The sequence below is a fragment of the Clostridium sp. DSM 17811 genome, assembly GCF_018861905.1.
In the GTDB taxonomy this organism is placed as follows: domain Bacteria; phylum Bacillota; class Clostridia; order Clostridiales; family Clostridiaceae; genus Clostridium_AD; species Clostridium_AD frigoriphilum.
The window spans coordinates 1-26,392 of the sequence record NZ_JAHLDU010000028.1; the positions used below are offsets into that span (position 1 = coordinate 1).

A 26,392-nucleotide genomic window follows, 5' to 3' on the forward strand; every position below is an offset into this window, starting at 1 on the left:
AGCCCCTCTCATTCCTAAGGCTCCATCCTCTAAATCAGCTGCTATCACTACGGATTTAACAAATTGCCCCCTAGTCATAGCATTAGAAACTACCGCTGCATTCACAATCCCAAGTTGCTTCATCCTAGCAACCCCCCCCGAATAATCAGCAACAGTAACAGCCGAAGCAAAATTCGAACTAATTGTACTTATAAAGAAAGTAAATATTAAAAAAATACTCATAGTAGCCTTTTTAAATTTCATTTTACACCATCCTTTTATTAATTAAGAATTATATAATTCTTTCCTTGAATGAATATATTCTAAAATAATTTTTTCTGTTTCATCAAGTCCTAGTATGCCTGTATCCAGCGACAGATGGTATTGACAAGCATCTTCAAGCTCATGTCCTGTCATTTCACGTATATATAAATCTCTCATCTTATCGGTAGACTTTACAAGTTTTAGTGACTCTTGTTCTGATATGTTATTAATTTCTCGAATGCGCGACGCCCGATAAGCACTATCTGCATACAGGAAAATACTTACATGACGAGGATGATTCGCAAGTATATATGAAGACCCACGTCCCAATATCACAGCAGATTTCCCCTTATAAGATTCTAATATCGCCTCTGCCTCGGCATTAAAAATTTGATGATTAGTCACAGGTTTCGAATCTAGAGCAGCGTATGTGCTTGTATCGATATATGCGAAGTACTGTAATAAAGAATGCCAAAAGGATGTCGGTTTTTCATCCCCTGCTGTTACCTCTTCAGATGATATGTTTAGTTTTCGTGCAGTCATATCAATAATTTGATGATCAATATACAGCATATTCAATTTTTCTGCAATTCTCTGACCTAAATATGCTCCTCCACTTCCAAATTTATGGTTGATCGTAATTACGAGTGGTATATCATTAACCATCTTAAAACCCCCTTAACAATATAATCTACATTTATTTAATTATTCAAGCATATCTGCCATATGCATTTCTTCTTGCATTGAATCAACACTTTTTACTTTTGGTAGCTGTTTTTTTTCTCTAAGAAATAGGACTAAAACTATTCCAAAAACTATTGCGAGTGAAGTAACAGCAATCGCATATGTTTGTGCATCAATATATGCTTGCCTAGCAAGCCCTCCTGCAATAGCAGTAACTGCTGCTACTTTTGCATTAGCAGCTGAGTAACCTGCATTCATGTAGACACCTGTAAGTGTTTTCATATAATTTACCGCTACTTGATTAAATGGAGTTATTTCATTTGCTAGTTTTGCATAATTAAAACTATTTCTACTTTGTATTAGTGAAGTCATTATCGTTACACTTAGAGATGACGTTACCTGCCTTATGGTATTCGAAAGAGCTGATGCTTTTGCAGTTAGATGTGGTGGTATGCAATTCATACCGGCAGTATTAACTGGCATCATACATAATCCCATGCCTACACCACGTATAAGATTAAGCATAGTTATAGTCTCCTTACTCATACCCATACTTAAAAAAGTAAAGTTGTAGGATGCGATGGCTACGATTATAAGACCAGTAATTGTTAACGCCTTTGCACCAAACTTATCAAAAAGTGCCCCACTTATTGGCATCATAATACCAGATGCTATAGCACTGGGAAACATAATCATACCTGTCTCCATTGCTGTAAATCCTCGTACATTTTGCAAAAACAGAGGTAATACATACATCCCACCCATCATAGCTAATGTAGTAATTATTGATAACCCTTGACTTATAGAAAAATTTAATTCTTTAAATATTCGTAATTCTAACAATGGATTATCATGTGTAAGTTCATTAATAACAAAGAAAACCATACCTAAGCATCCTATTGTTATAAGCATTTGAGTTTCTATATTTGACCAATCTATTGTACCCTCACCTAATACGTATAGTAAACTTACAAGGCTGATAGATATTGAAATAAAGCCTAGGTAGTCAAAAGATATCTTTGGTTTTTTAGGTCCTTTTTTCATTATGGTACCAGCGAGTATTACTCCTGCTATCCCTATAGGTACATTTATGTAAAAAAGTAATCTCCAGCTTGTAGTTTGTAGAAGATAGCCGCCGAGTGTTGGACCGATAGCAGGCGCCACCATAGCAGCTACCCCCCAAATCCCTAAGGCTTTTCCTCGTTCATTCGGTGGGAACAAACTGAAAACGACAGCCATACCTACAGGCATAATCATACCCCCACCTAGTGCTTGGATAATTCTAAAAATTATCATTGTATTATTGCTCCAAGCTAAACCACATAAAAATGAGCCAACAGAAAACGTTCCAAGTGCAACCATATATATTTGTTTAAAATCATATCTCTCCATTAAATAACCTGTAAATGGAATAACTACACCAAGTGCTAAAGTATATGCAGTTAATACCCATTTTATCTTGTCCAAATCTACACCAAACACAGACATTAGAGTAGGGACAGCGATATTTACGATACTGCTATCCAATACAGACATAAAAGTTCCGATTATTACTACAAACAGTACAAGCCACCTATTCGAGTTATCATTTCCTTTGTTTTCCATATTATATCACTTCCTCACTTTATGTGTATTTTTACAGTAGCGTTAGTACCTGTTAATAAACTAACGTCATTTTTATTTAACTCAATTTTTACAGGTATTATTCTTGCAACTTTCGTATAAGTTCCACTAGTAGAACTTTGAGTAATTGCAAAAACAGATTCAGATGCTTGCCCAATTGATTCTACCCTGCCAATAAATTTTTTATTAACATATTCATCTACTGTTACATCAACTGACTGGCCCGGATGTATTTTATTAATTTTTGTTTCCTCAATGTTAGCTTTTATATATATTTTTTTTGTATCAACAATCAATGCTAATGTGGTTAATTGGCTTCTTGATACATAATCACCTACATGTGAAACCACCTTAACTATTGTCCCACTAATTGGCGCTCTTATATTTGCAGCCGCACTGTTAGCATCTATATATCCTAAAATTTGATCTTTAGATATAAGATCTCCTTCTCTTACCTTGAATTTTAATAGTTTTCCAGTTTCAAGTGGAGTAACTTTAATAAAGTCACCAGTGATTTTAGCATCATCAGTTGATATATAATAGCTATTTTCGTACCAATAGTGTATGCCAATATATGCCAAAGCTAAAATAAGCACAACTACAACAGAGGATAATAAAAATTTACGTCTACTCTTCACTTTTACACCTACCTTCTTTGCGTATTTCCTTTAAATACTAGGTTATTTGCTTTAATCCTCTTCTAATTTGCTGTCGAAGCATAGGTTTGTGTTAAAATTACTTGATCCCCCGCAACTAGTCCACTTTTAACTTCTACATATTTATCATTTTTAACTCCGAGTTCCACTTCTGTATGTATTCCTTTATTATCTTTTAATAAAACGTAACTGCTCCCATTGCCATTTGTTATAGCTCCTATTGGAACATATAAAACATTAGGTTTATTAATCACTTGAACACTAGCATTTGAATTCATTCCACCCTTAAACAAATTGAAATTGCTTTTAACCCTAATAGTTACTAAATATGAGGTTACCCCATTTAAAGATGTCCCCTTAGACGCAACGGTCTCAACTTCTCCCTTAACTGGTGTATTTAAGGTACTTGGAATTGAGTCTGCTGTAATACTTGCCAGTTGCCCTGGAACTATTTTAGCTATATCAATTTCGTCCACAGGTATATCAAATTTCATATTATTTTGGTTTAAAACCTCCGACACTTCAACGCCAGCATTTATAGTATCTCCTACTTGAAAATTCACAGTTGATAACACTCCACTAATAGGTGAAGTTATTTTATAATAATCTAGCTGTGAGGTCGCTAAATTTATCTGGTCTTGCGTGGTTTCCATTCCAATATTTGTAGTTTCTTGAGCTCTCACAATAGAATCATTTTTCATCTGAACAAGAGATGCCCCAGAATCAACTTTTTGATCTTCTTTAACGGAAATAGCTTGAACAGTCCCCCCTGTTTTGCTAATAACCGCTTGCTTGTTTATATAATTCATACTAGCAGTGTTCGCGCTACTTACGCTTCCCTTAGATGTTTTAACATCTGCACTAGCAGTCATACCGCCAAGTAGAGCACCTGGATTATTCATTACAATTTCTACAGTATATATCTGTCCACCTGAAATCGTTGATGATGGTTGGTTGCTTATATACGATACATTTCCATCTACAGCTTGCGTCATCGATGTTATATTTACCTTAGCGGCTTGCCCAATTGATATTTGGCCCACATCTTTTGCATTAAAGGAAAGTAACACCTTAAGCTTTGAAGTATCTGTAATCGTAAGAACTACACCACCTGCCGCTACTGTATCACCCACATTTACAGCAATACTTTTCACCTGTCCACTAAATGGTGCACTGATTGATAAGTCTGAAACAGCTTCTTTACTCGCATCGCCGGTTACCTCACTTTGTTTAAGCCCTTGCTTCACAATATCTACAGAAGTCTTAGCATCTTTATCATCAAGTTCATATATAACGTCTCCCGATTTAACTTTGTCTCCCACTTTAAAGTTTACTTTTGTGATTTTGCCACCAACTCTTGAATTAATTTTATTGCTTTTAGTAAAATATATAGGTCCTGCCCCTTCAACCTGAGTTGTTATATTTCCTTTTTTTACAGTTTCAGTTTTCTGATCAGATGCCTTTGCTGAACTAGCTAATTTACTACTAAACGCTGTATTCTTTACTATCACGACCACAACAAAAACTACTATTACAACCCCTGCTATTTTTAGGAACTTATTTTTAAGTCCCTTATTTATCATATCTTTTAACTCAAATTTCAATAATATTCACCTTCCAATCATTTAATTAAACTTAAAATTTTACTTTATATGAATTTTTACAATTGCATTTGTACCTGGTAATAATTTAGTATCAGAATTATTAATTTCAATTTTTACTTGTACTCTTTCTACAACTTTTGTAAATGTACCACTTGTTTGAGCTGGAAGAATTGAAAAAGCATTATTTGATGCTTGTGAAATTGAACTCACTTTGCCAGTAAATTTCTTCCCCTTAAATTGATCTATAGATATATCAACTGCTTGGCCTATCTTTACTTTAGCAATATCCGTTTCATCGATATTAGCAATTAAATAAATTTTATGAGGATCCATTATTAGAGCAAGTGTAGGCGATGTTGCACTTGATTCGTATTCTCCAACGAGTGCACTTTTCGAAGCAACTATTCCACTAATTGGTGCTCTTATATTAGATGCCGCACCACTATCGACGCCAGCATCTAACCTTCCAATTAGCTGATCCTTAACTACATAATCCCCTTCCTTAACATTGAATTCTAAAAGCTTTCCAGAAGTGAGAGGTGTTACTTTTATAAAATCAGCGACTAATTCTACGTTATCCGTTGATAAATAGTGGGTATAATTATACCAAAAATGTGCACCTATAGACCCACCCACCACTAGAACTAGGCCCAAACCAACTGTTAATAATACTTTAAATTTACCCTTCATTTTGTACACCTACCCTCTAAATCTAAATACGTCTTGTTACGACGCGTCATCGTGCAACTTATTTTACTCCCACATTATTAAAATGTCAACACGAAATTACTTATTTGGTTTTTATTTCTTATTTGCTAATAGTAATCTTTTAGTAGTAATACATACCTTGACTAGATGATTGCAACCTTGTATTATTGATTGTGATGCAACTTATAATTTAAAACTGTACTAATATTAGTTATCAGGAGGAAACAATGATGGATATTAACGATAATGAATTTGTAGAAAAGTTTATTGTAGATAGTGTTCGTTTAATAAAAAAAACTTCAGACACTTTCACAAAATCAGTAACCTTAAACGGTGGTTTTACAATTCCACAACTAAACGTTATGAGAGAATTAGTTACAGAAGATGGTTTAAGCCTTAAAGAACTTAGTAAAAGATTAAACTTATCCCATAGTACAGTTTCAGGAATTATCGATAGATTAGAAACTCGTGGAACTGTAATTCGTAGGCAAGATACTTGTGATGGGCGATTTACACGGATTTTCATGTCAGAAAAAGCAAATAATTATATTAAAAATACAATGAACAAAATGTATACACCATTCATTAATGCTATACAAAATGCTTTACCTGAAGAAAAAACAAAGATACTTGAGGGACTTTCAATATTCTGCCGTCTACTTAAAAAATCGAAATAATAAAGAGTATAAATTTCTAAAAGAAATTTATACTCTTTATTATTTTAGTTCTTATACTTTTGACCTCTACTTGATTTAGCTCTATTACTTATTCAAATTTAAACATTTCAAGTTTCCCTTCAAGTTCTTCAATTAATACTATAAGATTATTAGCGTGGTTACTAACTTCTTCTGAGGAAGCAGATTGTTCTTCCATAGAAGCAACTATCTGCTCTGTAGAAGCAGAAGTTTCTTGTGCAACTTCTGATATACCATCTATCATTGTAACCACATTATCCTTATCTCCAGTAGTTTTCTTTATGCCTTGAAGTTCTTCTTTAACCTGGGACAATACCTCATCAATCGAAGAGGTGATCTCTTGCATTGATATATTTATATTTGTTACAGCTTCCTTTTGAATTTGATTAATTCCATTGGTTTTATTCATAAATTCAACTGCAGAGCTTGTATCAGTTATTATGCTATCAATAATTTCTTTAATACTTAATGACGAATCTTTAGATTTTTCAGCAAGTTCCTTTACTTCCTCTGCAACTACTGCAAACCCTTTTCCTGCCTCACCTGCTCTCGCAGCCTCAATAGAAGCATTTAATGATAAAAGATTAGTTTGCTCTGAAATATCCGCTATAACATTTGTAACTTCTGCTATATTATTTGATTTTTTATTTAATTTGCTAATAATTCCAGAAACCATTCCGAGGGACGTTTCAAGTTTTGCATATGAACCTTCTAGGGTTCTAACATCATTATTACCTTTGCCAATATCATTTGTAGTCTTATTTAATAAGTTTTCTATTAAATTTGATTTATCACTTATTGTTTCAATTTCATGTCCAAGACTTACGATAGCTGTCGCTCCATCCTCAATCTGTTGGGTTTGTCCTTGTGTTCCAGAAGATATCTCTCCTATAGACTTTGTTACCTCCCCAATTGCTAAACTATTTTGTTTTGATATAGTAATTAAACTACTCGCCGTTTCTTGTACCGCTTTAAATTTTTGGTTTAACTCCGAAATTAAAGAGTTTAGATTCCTTGTCATATCATTAAAGTCATTTGATAAATCTTCTAATTCATCGCCTGAGTTTATATCTAATAATATTGTCAAATCACCCTTTGCTGTTTTATTAACTACATCTTTAATATGTTTTATACCTTTTACCAATTTATCACTTGTTAGAAAAGCTAATAGAACTACTAGTATCAATGTCACAACTAAAACTATAATACTTAACCTAACTAGATAACTTATTTTATTTTTAACTATTGATTCAGGCTTTAATGAAATCATCTTCCAATTTAACCCTTCTATCGTTGAATAAGATGCATCGTAAGTGGTGCCTGCTATAGTTGCCTTAGTTGTTCCATTCTTATCGCTATAAACCTTATCAGCCCAAGAATATTGTTTGCTAAAATCTTTTTTATTTGCTAGAATATCTTCAATTCCTTTATCATCATATTTTTCTGAAAAACTTGGAGCTACATTTTTACCCATTTGAGTAAATAGTGAAGAACTTATTAGAGTTCCCTTGTTATCAAGGAAAATTAATTTATTACTATTTCCTTTTTCAAGGGTTGTCCTAACATCCCCCATTGATGTTAAACTAATATCATATCCTAAAGCTCCTATGAATTTCCCATTTTGTTTTACAGGATAAGTAATAGAAATCATCATTTCCTTTGTTCCACCTTTATCCTTGTAAACATCAAACCATACTATATCCCCTTTTGCTTTTGTATCTTTAAAAGCTTTTAAATCTCGTGCCACGCCTGGATAAGGATTCCAAGGAAATATGTCCATGAATCCTGTTTTCGCACTAATATAATATGTATCAACAAGAGCTTTATCATTATTCTGTGCATTCCTAAGTATATTTGTTATCATAACATTTTTATCTTTGCCGTTATCCACGGTTCCAATTCCACTTGCTACTTCCTTAATAGAAGATTCGTATTTTGATAAATATGTATTTATATTTTGACCTGAACTTTGTGCAATGCTAGAATTTTGTTCCTCCGTTGAAGTTTTTATTTGTTTATACGAATATGTTATAAAAGTTCCTGCAAGTACACAGGAAGCCACTAGCGTTGTTACACTCATTGATAATATAAATTTCTTTTTTATTGACGTTCTTTTTACTCCTTTTTCTTTTGCTCTTTTTTGTTTCATAAATTTTAGCCCCCTACAATTTTGGGCTATGTTTAAAATAATATTAATAATATGAAAATTTCCCCATTAATTTCTTCATCTATTATAATTACATGATTGTAAATTTATACCATGATACTTAGCTTAAACATAACCTGTTTATTTTGTTTTTCAAACATTTTTTCCAATTATTACATTCAATCCCTTATTGAATATATATCCATCTTAATCATCATATGTTATTATTCATTAATATTACTAAGATTTTTAACCATTGTCAAATTTTTATCAGAAAAAAGAAGTACAAATTTCCATAAGAAACTTGTACTTCTTTTTTTTACTTTTTATTATTCTTAACTCTGTTTGGTTTAGCCTTAGGCCTCATAACTATATCCTTTTTTTTATCTTTTCCATAACCAGTATTCGTATAATTTGATCTAGAAATGTTTTTTCTTTTCATAAATCCTGATAAATCCATAAACCATAAAGCAAAAATAACAAATACTCCTGGTATTACATATTTAGATACAAAGATCGGCATGGTTGGCCAGAAGATTACAGGAGCTATAAAAAATACTATAGCTATTGCAAGCACTACCCACTTACTAATTTTTATTTTACTAAGTAAATAAGTTTTTAAAACATAATATATTATAAAAACAACAATTGTTAATGCTATCATACTAAGTATTTGCATGGCCATATTCATATTTATCCCACCTTTTCTATAAATGAATGTATATTATACATTATCAAACATTTTCTACAATATATCAATAGTTTATGCATTAATTTATATAATTATATTTGTATAATTATGTTTGTATTAAAAATAAATTTATGCTAAAATATTTTTGGGTAGTATCGATTGCGAACTGCACTTTATTGTTTAACATAAAAAATTTAAATTATTAAATTATCTGCTCATATCTTTATGAATGAGACTGCGCTTCAAGAGTATCATCCTCTCAGTTATCTGAGATGTTTTTTAAATTTACTAATTCGAAATATTTCATACTTGTGGTTACAGCTCCTAAGCGAGTTACTTAACCTCTGGTTTTCTTTTAAATATAAACAATTCAGATGCAATCGCATACTTAATTTACCCTATTTAATTTTACGCAACCCTTGTTTTTCTATATAACAACCAAAAACTATAAATATTAATTCAAATAATATTTAAAAATGTAGGAGGATTAAAAATTGAAAAATTCTGTTTCTACCTTTATGGCTGCAAAAAAAGCAGGTACTAAATTAACAATGCTTACAGCTTACGATTATTCAATGGCTAAAATTATTGATGAATGTGGCGTTAATGGTATTTTAGTAGGAGATTCATTAGGTATGGTTTGCCTTGGGTATAAAGATACCTTAAGTGTCACTATGGATGATATGCTTCATCATACTAAGGCTGTTGTTCGCGGCACTAAAAATGCACTTGTAGTAGGAGACATGCCTTTTATGTCTTACCAATCATCCTTATATGATGCTATTAAAAACGCTGGACGATTTTTACAAGAAGCGGGAGCATCAGCTATAAAACTAGAAGGTGGAGCTGTAGTTTGTCCTCAAATTAAAGCAATAGTTGCTGCTCAAATACCTGTTATGGGTCATATTGGGCTAACTCCTCAATCTGTTAATATGTTTGGAGGCTTTAAAGTCCAAGGAAATAATAGCATAGACGCTAAAAAACTTATTGAAGATGCTAAAAAAATAGAGGATGCAGGTGCATTTGCTATTACACTTGAATGTATACCCGCAAAACTTGCAGAGCTTATATCAAATGAAGTAAGTATACCAACTATTGGTATTGGTGCTGGTGGTGGCTGTGATGGTCAAATTTTAGTATATCAAGACATGCTAAATATGTTTGAAGATTTTAAACCAAAGTTTGTAAAAAGTTTTGCGAATGTAGGTGACCTAATGAGATCTGGATTTAAATCATATATTAAAGAAGTAAACGAAGGAACTTTTCCGTCCAGTGAACACTGTTTTAAAATAAATGATGAAATTTTAAAAAATTTATATTAAATTTATTTAAGAAAGGAAGTGTAATAGGCATTAATAACAATATGGTACTAATGCCTCTAGCAAATGAATACTGTAAAAACTATTAACGAAGTTCGCCATCAAGTCAAAACTTGGAAAAAAGAAGGTTATAGCATTGCCTTAGTTCCTACTATGGGATCTTTGCACGCGGGCCATGCAAGTTTAATAAGCCGCGCTGCAAAAGAAAACGAGAAAGTTGTGGTAAGTATTTTTGTAAATCCAATACAATTTGGTCCTAGTGAAGATCTGGATTCTTACCCAAGAGATCTGCATAAGGATGAAATTGTATGTGAGGGTGCTGGAGCTGATTTAATATTTGCACCAAAAGCCACCGAAATGTATTATAAGGATATAGAAGCAAGTGTGAGTGTTAAAGAACTTGCAACAGGTCTTTGTGGTGCTAAAAGGCCAAATCATTTCGCTGGAGTATGTACTGTAGTTTCAAAACTCTTTAACATAATTCCTGCAGACAAAGCTTATTTTGGACAAAAAGATGCTCAGCAGTTAGCTATAATAAAAAGAATGGTTAGAGACTTAAATTTTGATATAGAAATTATTGGTTGCCCTATTATACGTGAAAAAGATGGACTTGCAAAAAGCTCACGTAATATTTATCTATCATCAAAAGAAAGAGGAGCCGCTTTAATTCTAAACAAAAGCTTAACTAAATGTAGAGAAGCCTTGTCAAATGGTGAACGGTCAACAGATATTCTAAAAGAAATTATAAAAGCACAAATTAAAACTGAGACTTTGGCAAGGATTGATTATATAGAAATTGTAGATGCTTTGTCCCTTACTGTTATAGGTTTTGTAAATAAACCTATTCTTATTGCCATAGCCATATATATTGGCAAAACAAGATTAATAGATAATTTTATATATGAAGCTTAATTTATTAAGGAGGGATTAAATATGATATTAACTATGTTAAAATCTAAAATACACAGAGCCGTAATCACGCAGGCTAAATTAAATTACGTAGGAAGTATAACAATAGATAAATCACTAATGGAAAAATCTAATATTCTAGAATATGAAAAAGTTCAAATCGTAGATATTGATAATGGTAATAGATTTGAGACTTATGTTATTGCAGGGGATGCCGGTAGTGGAGTTATGTGTATAAATGGAGCTGCTGCTAGATGTGTCCAACCTGGAGATAAAATAATAATTATGACTTTTTGCCAAATAAATGAAGAAGAAGCAAAAATAATTAAACCAACAGTAGTATTCGTTGATGAAACAAATGCTGTAATAGAAATAGCTCACTATGAGAAACATGGTCAAATAAAATAATTTTTTTTAATAATGTAATAATTTTTGAGTAATTGTAAACAATAATATCACAATACTTTATTAAAGAGGAGATGTTTACAATGAGAGCATTAGATGGTACTGCACTAGTATTAGTTATTATAGGAGCTATAAATTGGGGATTAATTGGATTTTTCCGATTTGACCTAGTATCCAGCTTATTTGGTACTGGCTCCGCATTAACAAGAATTATTTTCGCTCTAGTAGGTTTATGTGGCCTATATGCTTTATCTTTCCTCGGAAGAGACAGAGATAGTAACAGAGACAGAACTGAAGTTAAATAATCTCTAAATATATCAAAAATATAAAAGAAGCTGAATTTAAAATTCGGCTTCTTTTATATTCAAATTAAATCTTAACTGTACCAAAGCAAACCTATCTCTAACTCTTATTACAATTAAACTTTGTGATTGTTTTTTATTTACATCTTGTATAATCTTAGAATACTTATTATTTAACATCATTATAAAACCACCGGCTTTAGATTGAATTTCATATTCATTAGATTTTTTTACTATAACCAAATTCTCCCATTGATGAGGAGCGTAATTTGTAAACTTCATTTCAAAAATCATTCCTTGTTGCTCAAGTAGTGTCAGTAAACTATTATAATGATCACTTAGCATATTATTGGTAAACTTTAACCCTTCACTGACACTATTACTATGTTCTAAGAGCTTGCTTTGATCGATTAATTGTAGTTCATGTTGTTTTTTTATATCATCTAACTTCTTTATTTTACGATTCACATTCTCTAAGTAATGATTATTATTTTCTTTATCCATGATTATTACCTTGCCTTTCATAGTATTCTTTATGTAGAATGTAGTTGAGGTGATTATACATGAATAAATTTATAGACTTGATTATTTCCCTATTAGAATACATACGTAAAAATAGCAAATTATATTTTACATCCTTTTGTAATAAAACATACTTCTTAATCGATAAAAATTTTACTTTAAATAAAATTTACAAACCAATTCTAAAAGAAAAAACTGATACAAACAAAAGATTACAAGGAGCAATAAACACCGTAAATAGTAAAAATAAAGAAGTTGAAAAAAACATATTAAATTTTAAAAATGAAAATACCTTACTACAAGAAAAAATATCTATAATTGAAGATCTAATAACAAAAAGGTATGACTAATTATAATATAAATTAAAAGAAAGAGCTGCGCAGGAGATGATTCGCAGCTCTGAAAGAGATTATTAACAGCTCCAGAGGAGATGATTTAACAGCTCCTTTGGAGATGGTTAACCGATCTTTTTCTCGTTTTCCTTGTTCAAATTGTTTTGAATTATGTTTTGTACTACATCCGATACATTTGCTTTTTCTTCCTTAGTCATTCCATCAAGATATATAGGTTTACCAAAGATAAGCTTAGCATTTGCTCCTTTAATTTTGCCATTATTACCTTCCAAGGCCGTATAGGTATCATACAATGTTATAGGAACAATAGGGACTCCTGCTTTTATTGCAAGCCTCATACTACCCTTCTTAAATTCTCCCATAGTGTTACTTCTACTTCTAGTTCCTTCTGGAAAAATGAGCATAGAATATCCATTCTTTAAATATTCAACACCTTGTGCAATATCCTTAAGCGCCTGTCTTGGATTTTCTCTATCCATAAACACACAATGTATTTGTTTCATCCAATAACTCATTATTGGTATCTTAATCATACTTTTTTTAGCAACAGCTCCCGTAATATTATTCATATTAGACAATATTACTGGTATATCAAGATCACTTTGGTGATTTCCAACAAAAAGGCAAGCCCCCTCTGGAATATTTTCTCTCCCACTAACTGTCAAATTCATATTTGCTGCCTTTAGTACAAATTTAGCCCAATTCGTAGCTACCTTAAATAGGTATACCTCTGCTTCTTTTATAGATTTTTGCCTTTTGATTCTGTTTAATTTGGGTCTCTTTGCGCTTATCCAAATCAAATTGGTAATAAAAAGTATATAAAAATATATAGTTCTCATATATCTGTTCCTTTCATTCTTTAATTTAATTACACGTATAATTATACTAGTTAATAAGGTTTATTTCAAATTTCTCGTAAATATTGATATTTATTTATACATTTGGGCAACATCATTTATGTAAATAAATATTATGTAGGAGATTACCTTTATGCCCAAAAAAACTTGGTTAAAATATGCACTAATTTGTGTCTCACTCATTTTTGTAATTGTATGTACAGCTATAAGCTACAAGTCTTCTATAAAAACTAGCTTAGATTTAGAAAACAATATGGTAACTCATTTTATTGACGTAGGCCAAGGTGATTGCACACTTATTCAAGTGAATAATAAAAATTTACTAATTGATAGTGGCACAAGTGATTCAAAGCAAAAATTAATTAGGTATTTGAAAAAAAACAATATCACAAAACTAGATTATATAGTTGCAACCCACCCCCATGAAGATCATATAGGCGGAATGGCTAGTGTTATTAAAAACTTTGAAATTGGCGAATTTTACGCACCCAAAGCAATAACTTCAACTCAAACATTTAATGATATGATCGATGCTCTTCGGGCTAAAAATCTAAAAATAAAAATAGCTACTCCTAATACATCTTTAAATTTAGGTCCTAATGCCACCTGTTTTATGCTATCCCCAAATAAAACCACCTACGATAATCTAAATAATTACTCTTGCGCTCTAAAGATATCATACAAAAATTCAATTTATTTATTTACAGGTGATATAGAAACTCAGGCTGAGCAAGAGTTAATAGCTAATGATTACGATCTATCAGCTCAGGTGCTTAAAGTTGCACATCATGGTAGTAAAACATCTTCCTCAAAAGAATTTTTAGCTAAAGTGTCACCAAAGATTGCTGTAATAAGCTGTGGCATAAACAATGATTACGGTCATCCAAATAGAGAAACCTTAGATAGACTTAAAAGACTAAACACTATTGTCTATAGAACTGACATATCTAAAACTATTGTACTTATAAGTGATGGGACAAAGATAAAAAAGCTAGATAACTAGCTTTCTTATTATACAATAAACAGTTTGCGAAAAACAATGTGGATAACTTTTTTTATAGTTGATATTTAGCACTTTCTTTATCTTTTAGTTCGTCATACTGTTAATGAATATTATTATGAATTTCTTAATGGAATTTCACGTTTCAAACTCTTATTTGGTGCCACATAGGAAAAATTCATTTTAAATTAAAACAGTAAATTTAATTAAACATAACAATTTATTACGATTTAGCACTTTCTTTTTTGTATTGCGTCATACTGTGAATGAATAACAGTATGAAGTTCTCCGGAAATAGCACCAAATAAGAAGAGCAGAAACATTGAAATTCCATTTAAAATTCTTCTTTTGAAAATATTAAATTCTCGTGAGACTGACTGGAAGGAAGGCTAGCGAACCGGCGCAAGCCGAATGTGAGTGAAAGAGAATTTAATATTTTCAAAAGATTAGAATTTCTTAATGGAATTTCACGTTTCAAACTCTTATTTGGTGCTATGCAGGAGAACTTCATATGTTGCATCTTTTTTATTTTTTTGAACTGCCCTTCTAAATTAAAACAGTAAATTTAATTAAACATAATAATACTATACCAACAACTATTCTATAAACAGCAAAAACCCTCATAGGTTTTGTCTTTAAATAAGCAACAAATCTTTCAACTACAAGAAGTGCAACCAAAAATGCAACTATAAAACCAATAACCAAAGTAATAATTTCTCCACTACTAAAATTCATACCAGTTTTATATAAAGTAAGTGCTGTTGCTCCTACCATAGTTGGTATTGCAAGAAAAAATGAAAACTCAGTTGCAGCAATTGTAGAAACGCCACAAATCCAACCTCCCATTATAGTAGATGCTGATCTCGACATTCCTGGCCAAAGTGCCAAACATTGAAAACATCCTATTTTAAATGATTGTTTAATACTTATTTTCTCTACACTTTTTGTTGTATGCTTATTTCTAAATCTATTTTCAATAATTATTAATAGAATTCCGCCAACTATAAGCCCTATAGCCACGGTACCTGGATTAAAAAGATATTCATCTATTTTATCATTTAGAAGAAAACCAAAAACTGCAGCCGGTATAAATGCAACAATAATATTAGTCCAAAATTTAATTCCTGATGGCTTAAGTTTAAAAAATCCCACAATCGAGTTCCATATTTTACTCCAATATAAAACCATAATAGCAAGAATCGCTCCTAATTGAATTACTACCTCAAAACTATTTGCAAACGTGCCTTTAAAATTTATAATATTTCCCACAATGATCATATGCCCCGTGGAGGAAATAGGAATAAATTCTGTTATTCCTTCGACTACAGCTATTATTATAGCTTTTAAAACCAATATAATGTTTAAATCCATCTATTGTTTGCTCCCTTCTAAAAATAATTTGTAATTTTTAATTATAATATATTAACAAATTAAATACAATTAAATTTTTATTAATATTCTTTTTCATAACTTCTCCGTGCTTGTCCCCTTTGTTCTTATCATATATATTGCACATATTACTAAAACAGTACCAACTATCTGCATAAGTGTTATATGCTCATGTAGTATAAAAAACGATAAAATCATAGCAGTTGGTATTTCTAGATTTCCTATTATAGATACCTTAAGCGATCCTATATATTTTATAGCTGCATATAGTAATGTTAAAGGAATAATTTCACAAAATATGGCAAGTATAGTTGTATATATTAAAAGGTTTTTAGTTATATCACCCCTAAAAACAAATAGAGGGAATTTGTATATCATAAGGCTTATTAGTGAAAAAAGTGTTGAATAGGCATTAATAGTTAACGGGCCAATTCCCTGTAATTTTTCTTCGCTATAAATATTCATAAATGCATAAAACATTGCACATATTAAAGCAAATATTACTCCTTTAATCGAATATTTAGGCTGACTTGATAAAATATCAAGAGTTAAAAGGCAACCAAAAAATGCCAAAAACACAGCAAAAACTTTTATGTAACTTATTGACCCCTTCTTAAACACCGCTGAATATATGAATACCATTATAGGATATGTATATAGTAATATAGCCACCATTTGAATAGGTAAATAGTTATAGGCTGTATAATAAAATACTGTCATAAATGTGTTTCCAACAATTCCAAGTATCGCGAGTCTTAATAATTGCTTTTTTGTTACTTTAAATGACTTTTTATTAAAAATATACATGATTACAAACATTAATGGAACAGCTATAATGTACTGCAGTGTGAGTAAACTTATAGCCTCAATTCCAAGACCAGAAGCTAGCTTTACAAATAGCCCCGCACTCCCGAATAATACAGCTGAAAAAATCGAATAAATATATCCTTTGCTAAGTAAAATAGTATGATACCCCCAGTACTTAAATCTAATGTTTTTTGTGCTACCGTTATATTCTAACAAATCCATACCTAAAAAGCCACATGATTTAATAATAAGTTAGATTAATATGTTAGACATTTATGTTAGTATGTTATAAAATTGTATTATCATAAATATAAGGTATAATAAAAGTTATGTTAATAATAAAATCTAAATTCATAAGTACAATTAAAGGATGTGTTCAAAATTAAAATTCAGTCATTACTCAGTATATTAGTTTCAAAATTTGTTATGACATTATCAAAGTCTATATTTCAAGGCGGCACTAATTTCCCCGGGAAGATCGCCCTAAAACTTGATAAAAACATTTTGAAAACAATTGCTAATAATTATGAGGTTATACTTATAACCGGTACAAATGGTAAAACCACAACAACAAGCATGATTTATAGCATTGTAAAAGACAGCAAAAGACCTGTAATTACTAATAATACTGGTGCAAATATGTATACAGGAATTGTTGCATGCTTTATTTCAAATTATTCATTTAAAAAGTCCACCGAGAGAAAAATTGCTGTTATAGAAGTAGATGAGGCTAATCTTAAATTTGTAACGCAGTATATAACCCCAAAAGTAATTACTATAACAAACCTTTTTCGGGATCAAATGGACAGATATGGAGAAGTATATACAACTCTAAAGAAAATCCTTGTCGGAATCGAAAAAGTTCCTGAATCAACTCTTGTTCTTAATGGAGACGAATCTTTATTTGGAAGCTTAAATCTTACAAATGATGTTATCTACTATGGTTTCGGAACAAAAGTTACTGAAAATAAAATTGTAGATATCAACGCAGATGCTAAGTTTTGCACAATCTGCAAATCCCCCTACAGTTATAATTTTATAACCTACAATCATCTTGGGGATTTCTATTGCCCTGGATGTGGATATAAAAGGCCAGAGCTTACCTACTTCGTAGATAAAGTGATTGATCTAAATACCAGTGGTTCCTCAGTTAATATTAATAATAAAGAATATTACATAAATCAACCAGGTACATATAATATTTATAATGCTCTCTGCGCATATTCCGTAGCAAAGGTTCTTGAAATTGAAGATAACGTTATAGAGCATTCGCTTAAAACCGTAGCTAGTAGTTTTGGTAGACAAGAAACTCTAAATATTGATGGCACCGAAGTTAAAATAATATTGGTTAAAAATCCTGCAGGTTATGACGAAGCTGTAAACACTATTAATCTTGACAAGCGTAAAATAAACTTATCTCTCATGTTAAATGATAATTATGCAGATGGTAAAGATGTCTCTTGGATTTGGGATGTGAATTTTGAACGCCTTACCAGTCTTGATGTTAACAAAGTTATGATCTCAGGTATTCGTCTATACGATATGGCAATAAGACTTAAAGTAGCTGGTTTTTCATCAGATACTTTCCTACTTTGCACGGATGAAGAAACCTTACTTAAAGAAATTAAATCTTGCAATGGTGAAATAGTATATGTGCTCGCAACCTATACTGCAATGATAAATTTAAGAAAGTTTTTACATACTAAAGGTTACATAAATAAAATTTGGTAATAACAAAATTATAATATGATAAAAAATCTAATTCAGAAGGTGAATAATATGGAAATTAACATTTGTCATCTATATCCTGATTTATTAAATGTGTATGGGGATGTAGGTAATATTTTAATACTAAAACACAGAGCAGAGCTTCGAGGAATTGGAGTAAACATTGTTAATATATCTATGGGTGATATTTTTAAAGCAGAAGATTACGATATTGTTTTTTTTGGAGGCGGCCAAGATTACGAACAAACTATAGTTTCTCCAGATCTAATAACTCTAAAAAAAGCATCAATGGAAGAATATATAGAAAGCGGTAAAGTATTTTTAGCCATTTGCGGTGGATACCAATTGCTTGGGAAATATTATACAACACCAAGTGGTGAGCAAGTTGAAGGTCTTGGTATTTTGGATATTTACACACAAAGCGGTGACAAACGTTTTATAGGTAACACAGTAATTCATAATGAAACGTTTGATGAAACCTATGTAGGCTTTGAAAACCATTCTGGAAGGACCTATATTAACGATTTATTACCCCTTGGCAAAGTTGAAGTTGGATATGGTAATAATGGAGAAGACGGTTACGAGGGTTGCGTATATAAAAATACCTTCTGTACTTATTTCCACGGTTCGCTTCTTTCTAAAAATCCTGAACTTGCAGACAGATTGCTTTCAATTGCATTAAATAACAAATATGATGAAGTAGCTTTAACTTCTTTAGATGATAGCCTAGAAATTAAAGCTAAAGAATTTATAATAAAAAGAGAAACTGCTAAATAAATAATGGTATAAATGTGCATAATAACTGTTGTATTACTACTCAAACATCATAAATTATATGAAGGTATAAAAGAGCTGAAAGAATACCGGTATGAATTTCTCCGGTATTGGCACCAAATAAGAAGAGCAGAAACATTGAAATCCCATTTAAAATTCTTCTTTTGTAAATAAAAATTCTCGTGAGACTGCCCAAGCAGTCTAGCGAACCGGCTGTAAGCCGAATGTGAGCACATAACAATTAATAATTGTTATGCCCCCCAGAGAACGACCCAGAGGAGAGAATTTTTATTTACAAAAGATTAGAATTTCTTAATGGGATTTCACGTTTCAAACTCTTATTTGGTGCCACGCAGGAGAAATTCATAGATTGCATTTTTTTATTTCCAATGGCTGATAAGAAGATTAGAATTTCTTAATGAAATTTCACGTTTCAAACTCTTATTTGGTTGATACGCAGGAGAAATTCATAGGGTACATTATGCAAAGTAGTAACTAGAAAAAAAGATGTAAGTTTGGATAAATCCCAAATTTACATCTTTTTCTCTAATTGTAATGCCAAACTAAAATATTTTATAGAATCAGCCACATTAGATAGTTTATGGTACATACTCCCCATTTCTAAATAACGAGCATATATATCTTTCTTATTTCCAAACTTTAATAGTGAATCTAAAGATAAATTCATGTACATCTCTGCACTAGATGCACTCCCTTGTCTATCGAGAATAATAGCTTTATAATAATAGCTTTTTTCTATGAACTTAATATCATCTAAATTAATTGCATAGTTTAATACTTCATCAGAAATACTCTGTGCAAGCTCAACTACATCATTTTTAATAAGTTTTTCAACACAATTAAGCATAAATTCGACTAGTCCTACCTTATCATCTCTAGGATATACGCTTAACCCATGACTTATATACTCAATTGCTTTTTCTTTCATATTACAGTCAAACATGGTTGACCCATAATTGAAAATAGCCATTGCCTTATAAGATGACTTATCTTTATATAACTCATAAGACTTTTGCTCATATTTTTGAAAGTCACCATTTTTCATTCTTATAGATAAAATAGCTAACATATGATATATCTGGGCCGCACGAAGATCTGTATCCACATGTTTAACCAAATCTAGTAACCTTTTTCCTACTTTAAAAGCACGTTCATAATTTTCTAGCTTAATATTACAAGCAGCCTCATTATACGTTACTGTTATTATTTTTTTATAATTCAAAATCTTACTACTATAAAGTCCCTTTCTAACATTACGATAATAACTCGATGCTTGAAGAAAATCTTCTTTTATATACAGATGTCTTGCCATATCTATATAATAAGTTAATTTATTATCCTCTATAGATGTTTTTAAATACAAATCATAATACTTTGAAGTAACTGCTTGAGTGTTCTCAAAATCCTTTTCATCTAAGTAAAAATTAAATAACATATGCATTAATTCAATAGCTAAATCATAATAATTATATTTTTCAGCTACCTCCAAATTATAGGATACATTAGTTTTGTAATCCTCATCCTTAATAGCTATATTATCCTCATTTTTTACATTCACCTTTAATATTTCAATATTTTCCTTAACTTGCTCAAATACATTCTCATTTAGATATCCGAGATCTATGTCTAATTCCTTACTGATTAATTCTAATACCCAGGGCTCTGCTATAACTTTATTATTTTCTATACAGCTCATTTTAGATACTGATATTTTGTCATCACATATCTCTTTTAATGTATATCCTTTATATATTCTACTTCTTTTTATTTTTTCTCCAGTTGATAATATTTTCATTGTCATCACCTATCCATAAATCGTATAATTAATTTGTAAAATTGTCCATAAATAGTTTACTTTATTACTCCTAATTTTTTAAACAACTCTACACCTTCATTTAAATATTTAGCCGCATCTATACTTCTGCCACCATCAACATAAAACTTCCCAATCATTATAGATATTTCAGCCGCTTCCTTTAGTTTATCTTGCTCTTTTACAAATCTTAGTGCTTGAAGTAATGTGTTTTCAGCTTCATTCTTATTATCTTCTAATAAATCGACTCTATATTTTAATAAGTAATACTTAAATAGTGCTTTATTATTACCATCTTCTATATAATCTAGTATATGGTTTAAAGCTTCTTTAGCTTTACTTACTGACTTAAGCTTAATATAATTTTCACAAATATTAGCTAACGTGTCTATTAATTTTAAGTCCCTAGTATTTTGTCTAATCTCCTTAGCCTTATTTAGGTGTATAAATGATTCTTCCATATTTTCAAATTCATAAAACAATCTTCCTAAATTATTTTCTATCTCCGATACATAAGTCAAATTATTAATTTCTTTAAATATTTTCAAAGTAACCTTCGAGTATTTTATAGCGTTTTTAATATCACCTTTTTTATTATATCCATCCGCGAGTAACAGGAGTGAATTAGCATACTCATTTTTACTATTTATTTGATTGAATTTTTCCTTAGCTAAATATGAATATTTTATAGCATTTTCAATGTTTTCTAATTTAAAATAAGTATAACCTATATAATAATATATTTCGCCTAGTAAAAAATCATTTCCCATTTGATTGTCTATAAAAACTTTTTCAGCTTGCTTAAAATAACTAGAGGCTGACTGATATCCCATCATCTTAAGGGTTATTTTCCCAAGTTTTAATAAAGTTTCAATTATTTCTTCATAAGAATTGTTTTTAATAAAGATTATATTTGCAGAAAGAAAAAACTGTTGAGCTGACGCAATGTCTTGCTGCTCTATATATATATCGCCTCTTAAAGATAAATTCCTAGCTCCTTGATATTCTAATTTATATTTTTCACAGTAATATATAGATTTATCGATGTTTTGCTCTGCCTGCAATAAATCACTATTCAGAATCTGAGCCTCAGCAATATTTTGGTAGAACAAGCATATTTTTTCAGCTTGTGTTTCCTCCGACTCCATTAGATATTCAACAGTTGTATTTAAATCATTTGCCAAATATTCTAATAAATCCATACTTGGATTGGATTTACCGGATTCTACTAAACTAATTTGACCTGGAGTTATTCTACTACCCGCAAGGTCTTTTAATGTCATGTTAAGCTCTTTTCTTTTCCTCTTTATCTTTTCTCCCATAGATAATATTTCCATAATCACTCTTCCTTTACAACATGGTAATATAATAGTATTAATTTATACAAATCGACAATTTAATTCAATTATAACATAGTTCACCTATAATATTGTAAATATATGAATAGATTTTGAATTTATGCTAAAAAAATTAAAAACTCCAAACCATGTGTTTATTAACATAGTTTGGAGCCTTTTAAACCATAATTATAAAATATGATCCTTGATGTTATCATACATGTCTCCTGCCATATTCATTACCATTTTGCCTGTTTTTTTAGCTCTTCTTCTTGTGTTTCTGTCCATATTAGGAATTAACATCATACCTGCAGCTACGCCAATTATCGCACCTGCTGTAATTGTTGATATAAATTTATTTTGCATAAATTACACATCCCTTCTTTATTTATTTATTTATTCCTTATAGGATGTGCATTTTTTAATTGATTAATGTGCTTTTTTGAAAATTAATAAATAAATCTAATAGTAAAAATAAAAATTTAGTTCATAATACTTTCGCCAAACTATAAAGTTTTTATGAATAAACATCTGACAGTTCTATTTTTATATTTTCATCATGACCTCTCACATTACTACTATAGATCATATTTTCATGAAGTACCTTCTCCTTGGGAAGTCTTACTGTAAATTTGCTTCCCTTCCCAAATTCACTTTCAACATATATACTACCACCATGCAATTCAACAATTGACTTAACTAAACTAAGGCCAATACCCGTACCCTCTGCATTTCTTGATAACGACTTATCTACCTGTCTAAACCTGTCAAATATGATATCCAAATGCTCCTCTTCAATGCCAATTCCGTTATCTTTAACTGATATTTCAACAAATTTATTTTCATTCTTAACATAAACTAATATTTCATCACCTTTATCTGAAAATTTTATAGCATTTGATATAAGATTTAAAACTATTCTCTCTATTTTTTCTATATCACACGCAATAATATTTTCCTCAAGGTCCGTGTCAAAAACAATGTTTAATCCCTTACTCTCAGTAAGATTAGTTAAAGACACCACAATTTCTTCTACAATTTCAACTATATTATTATTTGATAAATTCAGTTTATAAAACCCTGCTTCTATTTTTGATAAATCAACTATATTATTAATAATTTTGGATAATCTATAAGAATTTTGCTTAATTGATTCTATATATTTAATAATAGAATCTTTTTTATCATCAAGAGAGCCATTCATACAATACATGTTAAATAACTGAGCTGTTGCAAATATAACATTTAATGGTGTTTTAAGCTCATGTGATATATTAACAAGGAATTCCCCCTGTAGTTTTAATGCTTTTTCCATAACTATATTAGATTTAATTTCAGGAGTAACATCTATTATTAGAATTAATATTTCACGTATTTTCCCATTTACTTCAAATACTGGTTCAAATATAATGTTCCAATATACTTGGTTTCCATTTAAGGTTAAGGCTTTTTTATTTAAATACTTAATCTTCTTATCCTTCAAAACTTCATCTAAACACTTATAGTATTCACTATTTTTAAAGTTTTCAAACAAATCTTCTATTTTATAACCCTTTATTTGAAGGATTGATTTAATCCTTGGCATAATCGATTCAATAATACCAAAAGCTTTTCTATTAATATCCACAATTTTAAAATCTTGATATGATAATCGAACTACAGGTAAATCAAAAGTATTTACCATTCTATTTAAGAATTCATAACGGCCTCTTGTAATTTCCTCATGCTTAAAATAGTCTGTCATATCTCTACTACAAAGAACTCCTAAGATAAATTTCCCATTGCTATCATAAATAGGGGTACCATTAACATCTATTTGTAATGTCTTACTTGGGGACTTAACTATCATTCTCATATTTTTAAATTCTTCGCCCCTCATAACTCTATGTGCTGGAATATCTTCGTAATCAATTTTCTTCCCACTAGTATCATAAAACTCAGAAGCATTATACCCATCACTTATATTGTCCAAACTATTGTAAGAAGAGAGAAACAATTCCCTTGATGTTTTATTTACTAATATGTATTTTCCTTTATCATCGAAAATAGCAATAGAATCAGCTATATTTTCTATGATAGCCTCTAATTCCTTTTTCTGCTGCTCTATTTCTCTTGATTGGTTTATTGTTTCTGTAATATCGTGAAAACAAGATACTATTATAGTTAAATCACCATTTGCATTGTAAATAGGAGTTGAACTAATTTCTGCAAAGTATTCTTTATTAGGGTGGCATACAAAAATCTTAACATTCTTTGATTTTTCACCTCTTAATGCTCTAACTGATGGAAAATCTTTATAAGGCACCTGGTTACCTAGAATATCGAAAACTTCAATATTCTTAAAAGCATCAGCTATATTAATTCCTATATCTGATTTATAAATAAGCCTCCTTGCTTCCGAATTTACCATTATAAAATCGCCCTTATTATTAGCAAACATTACTCCCTCAGATAAATTTTCAATAATACTAAGTAACTGAGTATTTTGCTCCTCTATCTTCTGATTTCGCTTCCTAAGCTTCTGGTTTTGATCGAAGATAATCTTATAACGTTGCTCAATACTTAAATTTTCGAAATTTTCCAATATATCACCTCAATAATTTATATTACTTTATATTATTCGTTTTTAATAGATAAATAATAAAGTTTGTTTTTTCATCACTACTTAGGTTTGAAAGCAAACTTTCTATTTCTCTTTTGTTAATTGCATACTCATGAATAATCTCACTAAATGAATATGTTTTATTTTGCTTTTCATTGCATTTTTCTTTAATACTTGAACCCTTAATAGTATTAGGCTCTTTAACAATTATATTAGCCTCTCCCTTTGGTGCTATTAAGCGAATTTCGTCCTTTACTACCTCGCTTGCTACATTTATAGTGTTACATGCTAGCCACTTTTCCACAACCTTATCTGATTTTATTCCGAGGCGTTCCTTACATTTCTCATCAACAAGTTCATTAAACAAATCTCCAGTATGACTATCTACTTTAACAAATATAACCTCGAGTCCACTCTTCATAATTTCTTGCATTTCCCTATAATACTGCTTTGATGATTCCTCTTTTCTATCCCAGAACCCCGTAGCATGATAACAAATCCCTATATAATCATGAAATATTACTACTTTCTTTTCTCCCATGCTTTGTGCATACTGACATCCTTTTACTGCACCTTCTAGTTCCCCTGCAATTTGTCTTATATTTTTAGTAGAATCACTATTCCCTTTGCCACTCTCTATATGAAGAACTACATCATCCCGAACTGCTACCATTCCATAAGAATACTCCATAGTTTGTGAATTATAACTTCCATCCACATAAATATGAAGGATATCTTTTGGATAATTATTATCTATTTTATCTAAAATAATAGGATCACCATTTAAAAACTTTTCAGCTTCATTTTTATCCTCAAAGCTCTTATATTTAGCACCTTTTACTCCTTTTACATATTTTAAGCACTCTGCCCAAGTACCAACTATTATATTTTCCATTTTTTCATTAGTATTAGAATTAAATCCTTCCTTTATAGCATAAACTTTTTTACCCATTCTTTATGTTCTCCTTTTTTAAAGCTATTCTATAATTTAAACCTCTAAGTATTATGTAATACCCCTCTAATTCTATCATAAATAAAGTATACAATAAATAATAAGATTAATAATTCATTTTTTACAATATTTACATTTCCATAATCTATTAGGTTCGATGGACAAGGCCTCAGAATAATATTATAATAACCCTTACAAGTCTAGATTGTAAAAGTTTAGTTTCACATATTATGTTTATTTTGCAAATTAAAA

General features: G+C 30.5%; 26 protein-coding genes. 9 read left to right on the forward strand and 17 right to left on the reverse strand.

From position 1 onward, the window contains the following. The 6 genes from KPL44_RS20990 to KPL44_RS21015 form a co-directional block, all read right to left on the reverse strand. Window positions 1-243: hypothetical protein (locus KPL44_RS20990; RefSeq protein ID WP_216254339.1), on the reverse strand; the 243-nt coding region annotated here is incomplete at its 3' end. 21 nt (window positions 244-264) lie between these two features. Then, window positions 265-909, reverse strand: coding sequence for an AAA family ATPase (locus KPL44_RS20995; protein ID WP_216254343.1), 645 nt, complete (start codon window positions 907-909; stop codon window positions 265-267). A gap of 39 nt (window positions 910-948) precedes the next feature. Then, entirely contained in the window at window positions 949-2,532 is a 1,584-nt protein-coding gene (locus KPL44_RS21000; RefSeq protein ID WP_216254346.1) for a DHA2 family efflux MFS transporter permease subunit, read from the reverse strand. Between the two features lie 14 nt (window positions 2,533-2,546). Then, a complete protein-coding gene (locus KPL44_RS21005) occupies window positions 2,547-3,188 on the reverse strand; it encodes an HlyD family secretion protein (protein WP_216254351.1) in 642 nt (213 codons plus the stop codon). 62 nt (window positions 3,189-3,250) lie between these two features. After that, entirely contained in the window at window positions 3,251-4,810 is a 1,560-nt protein-coding gene (locus KPL44_RS21010; protein ID WP_216254356.1) for an efflux RND transporter periplasmic adaptor subunit, read from the reverse strand. A gap of 39 nt (window positions 4,811-4,849) precedes the next feature. Further along, window positions 4,850-5,500 (reverse strand): efflux RND transporter periplasmic adaptor subunit, encoded by a 651-nt coding sequence (locus KPL44_RS21015; RefSeq protein ID WP_216254358.1) that lies wholly within the window; start codon window positions 5,498-5,500, stop codon window positions 4,850-4,852. A 245-nt stretch (window positions 5,501-5,745) separates the two neighbouring features. On the opposite strand from KPL44_RS21015, the gene KPL44_RS21020 reads away from it, so the two are divergent. After that, a complete protein-coding gene (locus KPL44_RS21020) occupies window positions 5,746-6,195 on the forward strand; it encodes a MarR family winged helix-turn-helix transcriptional regulator (RefSeq protein WP_253201888.1) in 450 nt (149 codons plus the stop codon). 88 nt (window positions 6,196-6,283) lie between these two features. Here KPL44_RS21020 and KPL44_RS21025 read toward each other — a convergent pair whose 3' ends face one another. Next, complete coding sequence (locus KPL44_RS21025; RefSeq protein WP_216254361.1) at window positions 6,284-8,362, reverse strand: methyl-accepting chemotaxis protein; 2,079 nt, start codon at window positions 8,360-8,362, stop codon at window positions 6,284-6,286. A gap of 316 nt (window positions 8,363-8,678) precedes the next feature. Beyond that, window positions 8,679-9,050 carry a hypothetical protein gene (locus KPL44_RS21030; protein ID WP_216254363.1) on the reverse strand — a complete coding sequence of 124 codons (372 nt, stop codon included), beginning with the start codon at window positions 9,048-9,050 and terminating at the stop codon, window positions 8,679-8,681. Window positions 9,051-9,544: 494 nt separating this feature from the next. Between KPL44_RS21030 and panB the strand changes: the two genes are divergently transcribed. From panB to KPL44_RS21050, 4 genes are all read left to right on the forward strand, one after another. Beyond that, entirely contained in the window at window positions 9,545-10,372 is an 828-nt protein-coding gene (gene panB, locus KPL44_RS21035; RefSeq protein ID WP_216254367.1) for a 3-methyl-2-oxobutanoate hydroxymethyltransferase, read from the forward strand. A 63-nt stretch (window positions 10,373-10,435) separates the two neighbouring features. After that, a complete protein-coding gene (gene panC / locus KPL44_RS21040) occupies window positions 10,436-11,281 on the forward strand; it encodes a pantoate--beta-alanine ligase (protein ID WP_216254371.1) in 846 nt (281 codons plus the stop codon). A gap of 21 nt (window positions 11,282-11,302) precedes the next feature. After that, a complete protein-coding gene (panD, locus tag KPL44_RS21045; RefSeq protein WP_171296237.1) occupies window positions 11,303-11,686 on the forward strand; it encodes an aspartate 1-decarboxylase in 384 nt (127 codons plus the stop codon). A gap of 80 nt (window positions 11,687-11,766) precedes the next feature. Continuing rightward, entirely contained in the window at window positions 11,767-11,988 is a 222-nt protein-coding gene (locus KPL44_RS21050; protein WP_216254374.1) for a DUF378 domain-containing protein, read from the forward strand. 36 nt (window positions 11,989-12,024) lie between these two features. Here KPL44_RS21050 and KPL44_RS21055 read toward each other — a convergent pair whose 3' ends face one another. Next, window positions 12,025-12,510, reverse strand: coding sequence for a hypothetical protein (locus KPL44_RS21055; RefSeq protein ID WP_216254376.1), 486 nt, complete (start codon window positions 12,508-12,510; stop codon window positions 12,025-12,027). A 38-nt stretch (window positions 12,511-12,548) separates the two neighbouring features. On the opposite strand from KPL44_RS21055, the gene KPL44_RS21060 reads away from it, so the two are divergent. After that, window positions 12,549-12,857 (forward strand): hypothetical protein, encoded by a 309-nt coding sequence (locus KPL44_RS21060; RefSeq protein ID WP_216254378.1) that lies wholly within the window; start codon window positions 12,549-12,551, stop codon window positions 12,855-12,857. Window positions 12,858-12,964: 107 nt separating this feature from the next. On the opposite strand, the gene KPL44_RS21065 is transcribed toward KPL44_RS21060, so the two are convergent. After that, complete coding sequence (locus tag KPL44_RS21065) at window positions 12,965-13,699, reverse strand: lysophospholipid acyltransferase family protein (RefSeq protein WP_216254380.1); 735 nt, start codon at window positions 13,697-13,699, stop codon at window positions 12,965-12,967. Window positions 13,700-13,850: 151 nt separating this feature from the next. Here KPL44_RS21065 and KPL44_RS21070 point away from each other — a divergent pair, with 151 nt between their 5' ends. Beyond that, entirely contained in the window at window positions 13,851-14,720 is an 870-nt protein-coding gene (locus tag KPL44_RS21070; RefSeq protein ID WP_216254383.1) for a ComEC/Rec2 family competence protein, read from the forward strand. A 543-nt stretch (window positions 14,721-15,263) separates the two neighbouring features. Here KPL44_RS21070 and KPL44_RS21075 read toward each other — a convergent pair. Both KPL44_RS21075 and KPL44_RS21080 read right to left on the reverse strand, forming a co-directional pair. Continuing rightward, on the reverse strand, window positions 15,264-16,088 hold the full coding sequence (locus tag KPL44_RS21075) for an undecaprenyl-diphosphate phosphatase (RefSeq protein WP_253201889.1): 825 nt from the start codon (window positions 16,086-16,088) through the stop codon (window positions 15,264-15,266). A gap of 93 nt (window positions 16,089-16,181) precedes the next feature. After that, on the reverse strand, window positions 16,182-17,135 hold the full coding sequence (locus tag KPL44_RS21080; protein ID WP_216254384.1) for a DMT family transporter: 954 nt from the start codon (window positions 17,133-17,135) through the stop codon (window positions 16,182-16,184). Between the two features lie 150 nt (window positions 17,136-17,285). On the opposite strand from KPL44_RS21080, the gene KPL44_RS21085 reads away from it, so the two are divergent. Both KPL44_RS21085 and KPL44_RS21090 read left to right on the forward strand, forming a co-directional pair. After that, the gene (locus KPL44_RS21085) at window positions 17,286-18,644 is read left to right on the forward strand and encodes a MurT ligase domain-containing protein (RefSeq protein ID WP_216254387.1); all 1,359 of its coding nucleotides are present in this window, start codon (window positions 17,286-17,288) and stop codon (window positions 18,642-18,644) included. A gap of 48 nt (window positions 18,645-18,692) precedes the next feature. After that, window positions 18,693-19,418 carry a type 1 glutamine amidotransferase gene (locus KPL44_RS21090; RefSeq protein WP_216254390.1) on the forward strand — a complete coding sequence of 242 codons (726 nt, stop codon included), beginning with the start codon at window positions 18,693-18,695 and terminating at the stop codon, window positions 19,416-19,418. Between the two features lie 529 nt (window positions 19,419-19,947). On the opposite strand, the gene KPL44_RS21095 is transcribed toward KPL44_RS21090, so the two are convergent. The 5 genes from KPL44_RS21095 to KPL44_RS21115 all read right to left on the reverse strand — a co-directional run bounded on the left by KPL44_RS21095 (window position 19,948) and on the right by KPL44_RS21115 (window position 26,140). Beyond that, window positions 19,948-21,231, reverse strand: coding sequence for a helix-turn-helix domain-containing protein (locus tag KPL44_RS21095; protein WP_216254393.1), 1,284 nt, complete (start codon window positions 21,229-21,231; stop codon window positions 19,948-19,950). 56 nt (window positions 21,232-21,287) lie between these two features. Then, the gene (locus KPL44_RS21100; RefSeq protein ID WP_216254396.1) at window positions 21,288-22,586 is read right to left on the reverse strand and encodes a helix-turn-helix domain-containing protein; all 1,299 of its coding nucleotides are present in this window, start codon (window positions 22,584-22,586) and stop codon (window positions 21,288-21,290) included. A gap of 189 nt (window positions 22,587-22,775) precedes the next feature. Beyond that, window positions 22,776-22,952 (reverse strand): YtxH domain-containing protein, encoded by a 177-nt coding sequence (locus tag KPL44_RS21105; RefSeq protein ID WP_071614171.1) that lies wholly within the window; start codon window positions 22,950-22,952, stop codon window positions 22,776-22,778. A 151-nt stretch (window positions 22,953-23,103) separates the two neighbouring features. Continuing rightward, window positions 23,104-25,170, reverse strand: coding sequence for a PAS domain-containing sensor histidine kinase (locus tag KPL44_RS21110; RefSeq protein WP_216254399.1), 2,067 nt, complete (start codon window positions 25,168-25,170; stop codon window positions 23,104-23,106). Window positions 25,171-25,192: 22 nt separating this feature from the next. After that, window positions 25,193-26,140: a ribonuclease H1 domain-containing protein gene (locus KPL44_RS21115; RefSeq protein WP_216254402.1), complete on the reverse strand. Its 948-nt coding sequence runs from the start codon at window positions 26,138-26,140 to the stop codon at window positions 25,193-25,195. Window positions 26,141-26,392: the final 252 nt, after the last annotated feature.

What these genes read in the sequence shown, in the direction of transcription:
- KPL44_RS20995 (WP_216254343.1), bottom strand. Translation starts at nt 909, where the DNA reads ATGGTTAATGATATACCACTCGTAATTACGATCAACCATAAATTTGGA.
- KPL44_RS21000 (WP_216254346.1), bottom strand. Translation starts at nt 2,532, where the DNA reads ATGGAAAACAAAGGAAATGATAACTCGAATAGGTGGCTTGTACTGTTT.
- KPL44_RS21015 (WP_216254358.1), bottom strand. Translation starts at nt 5,500, where the DNA reads ATGAAGGGTAAATTTAAAGTATTATTAACAGTTGGTTTGGGCCTAGTT.
- KPL44_RS21020 (WP_253201888.1), top strand. Translation starts at nt 5,746, where the DNA reads ATGATGGATATTAACGATAATGAATTTGTAGAAAAGTTTATTGTAGAT.
- KPL44_RS21025 (WP_216254361.1), bottom strand. Translation starts at nt 8,362, where the DNA reads ATGAAACAAAAAAGAGCAAAAGAAAAAGGAGTAAAAAGAACGTCAATA.
- KPL44_RS21030 (WP_216254363.1), bottom strand. Translation starts at nt 9,050, where the DNA reads ATGAATATGGCCATGCAAATACTTAGTATGATAGCATTAACAATTGTT.
- panC (WP_216254371.1), top strand. Translation starts at nt 10,436, where the DNA reads ATGAATACTGTAAAAACTATTAACGAAGTTCGCCATCAAGTCAAAACT.
- panD (WP_171296237.1), top strand. Translation starts at nt 11,303, where the DNA reads ATGATATTAACTATGTTAAAATCTAAAATACACAGAGCCGTAATCACG.
- KPL44_RS21050 (WP_216254374.1), top strand. Translation starts at nt 11,767, where the DNA reads ATGAGAGCATTAGATGGTACTGCACTAGTATTAGTTATTATAGGAGCT.
- KPL44_RS21055 (WP_216254376.1), bottom strand. Translation starts at nt 12,510, where the DNA reads ATGAAAGGCAAGGTAATAATCATGGATAAAGAAAATAATAATCATTAC.
- KPL44_RS21060 (WP_216254378.1), top strand. Translation starts at nt 12,549, where the DNA reads ATGAATAAATTTATAGACTTGATTATTTCCCTATTAGAATACATACGT.
- KPL44_RS21065 (WP_216254380.1), bottom strand. Translation starts at nt 13,699, where the DNA reads ATGAGAACTATATATTTTTATATACTTTTTATTACCAATTTGATTTGG.
- KPL44_RS21070 (WP_216254383.1), top strand. Translation starts at nt 13,851, where the DNA reads ATGCCCAAAAAAACTTGGTTAAAATATGCACTAATTTGTGTCTCACTC.
- KPL44_RS21075 (WP_253201889.1), bottom strand. Translation starts at nt 16,088, where the DNA reads ATGGATTTAAACATTATATTGGTTTTAAAAGCTATAATAATAGCTGTA.
- KPL44_RS21080 (WP_216254384.1), bottom strand. Translation starts at nt 17,135, where the DNA reads ATGGATTTGTTAGAATATAACGGTAGCACAAAAAACATTAGATTTAAG.
- KPL44_RS21090 (WP_216254390.1), top strand. Translation starts at nt 18,693, where the DNA reads ATGGAAATTAACATTTGTCATCTATATCCTGATTTATTAAATGTGTAT.
- KPL44_RS21095 (WP_216254393.1), bottom strand. Translation starts at nt 21,231, where the DNA reads ATGAAAATATTATCAACTGGAGAAAAAATAAAAAGAAGTAGAATATAT.
- KPL44_RS21100 (WP_216254396.1), bottom strand. Translation starts at nt 22,586, where the DNA reads ATGGAAATATTATCTATGGGAGAAAAGATAAAGAGGAAAAGAAAAGAG.
- KPL44_RS21105 (WP_071614171.1), bottom strand. Translation starts at nt 22,952, where the DNA reads ATGCAAAATAAATTTATATCAACAATTACAGCAGGTGCGATAATTGGC.
- KPL44_RS21115 (WP_216254402.1), bottom strand. Translation starts at nt 26,140, where the DNA reads ATGGGTAAAAAAGTTTATGCTATAAAGGAAGGATTTAATTCTAATACT.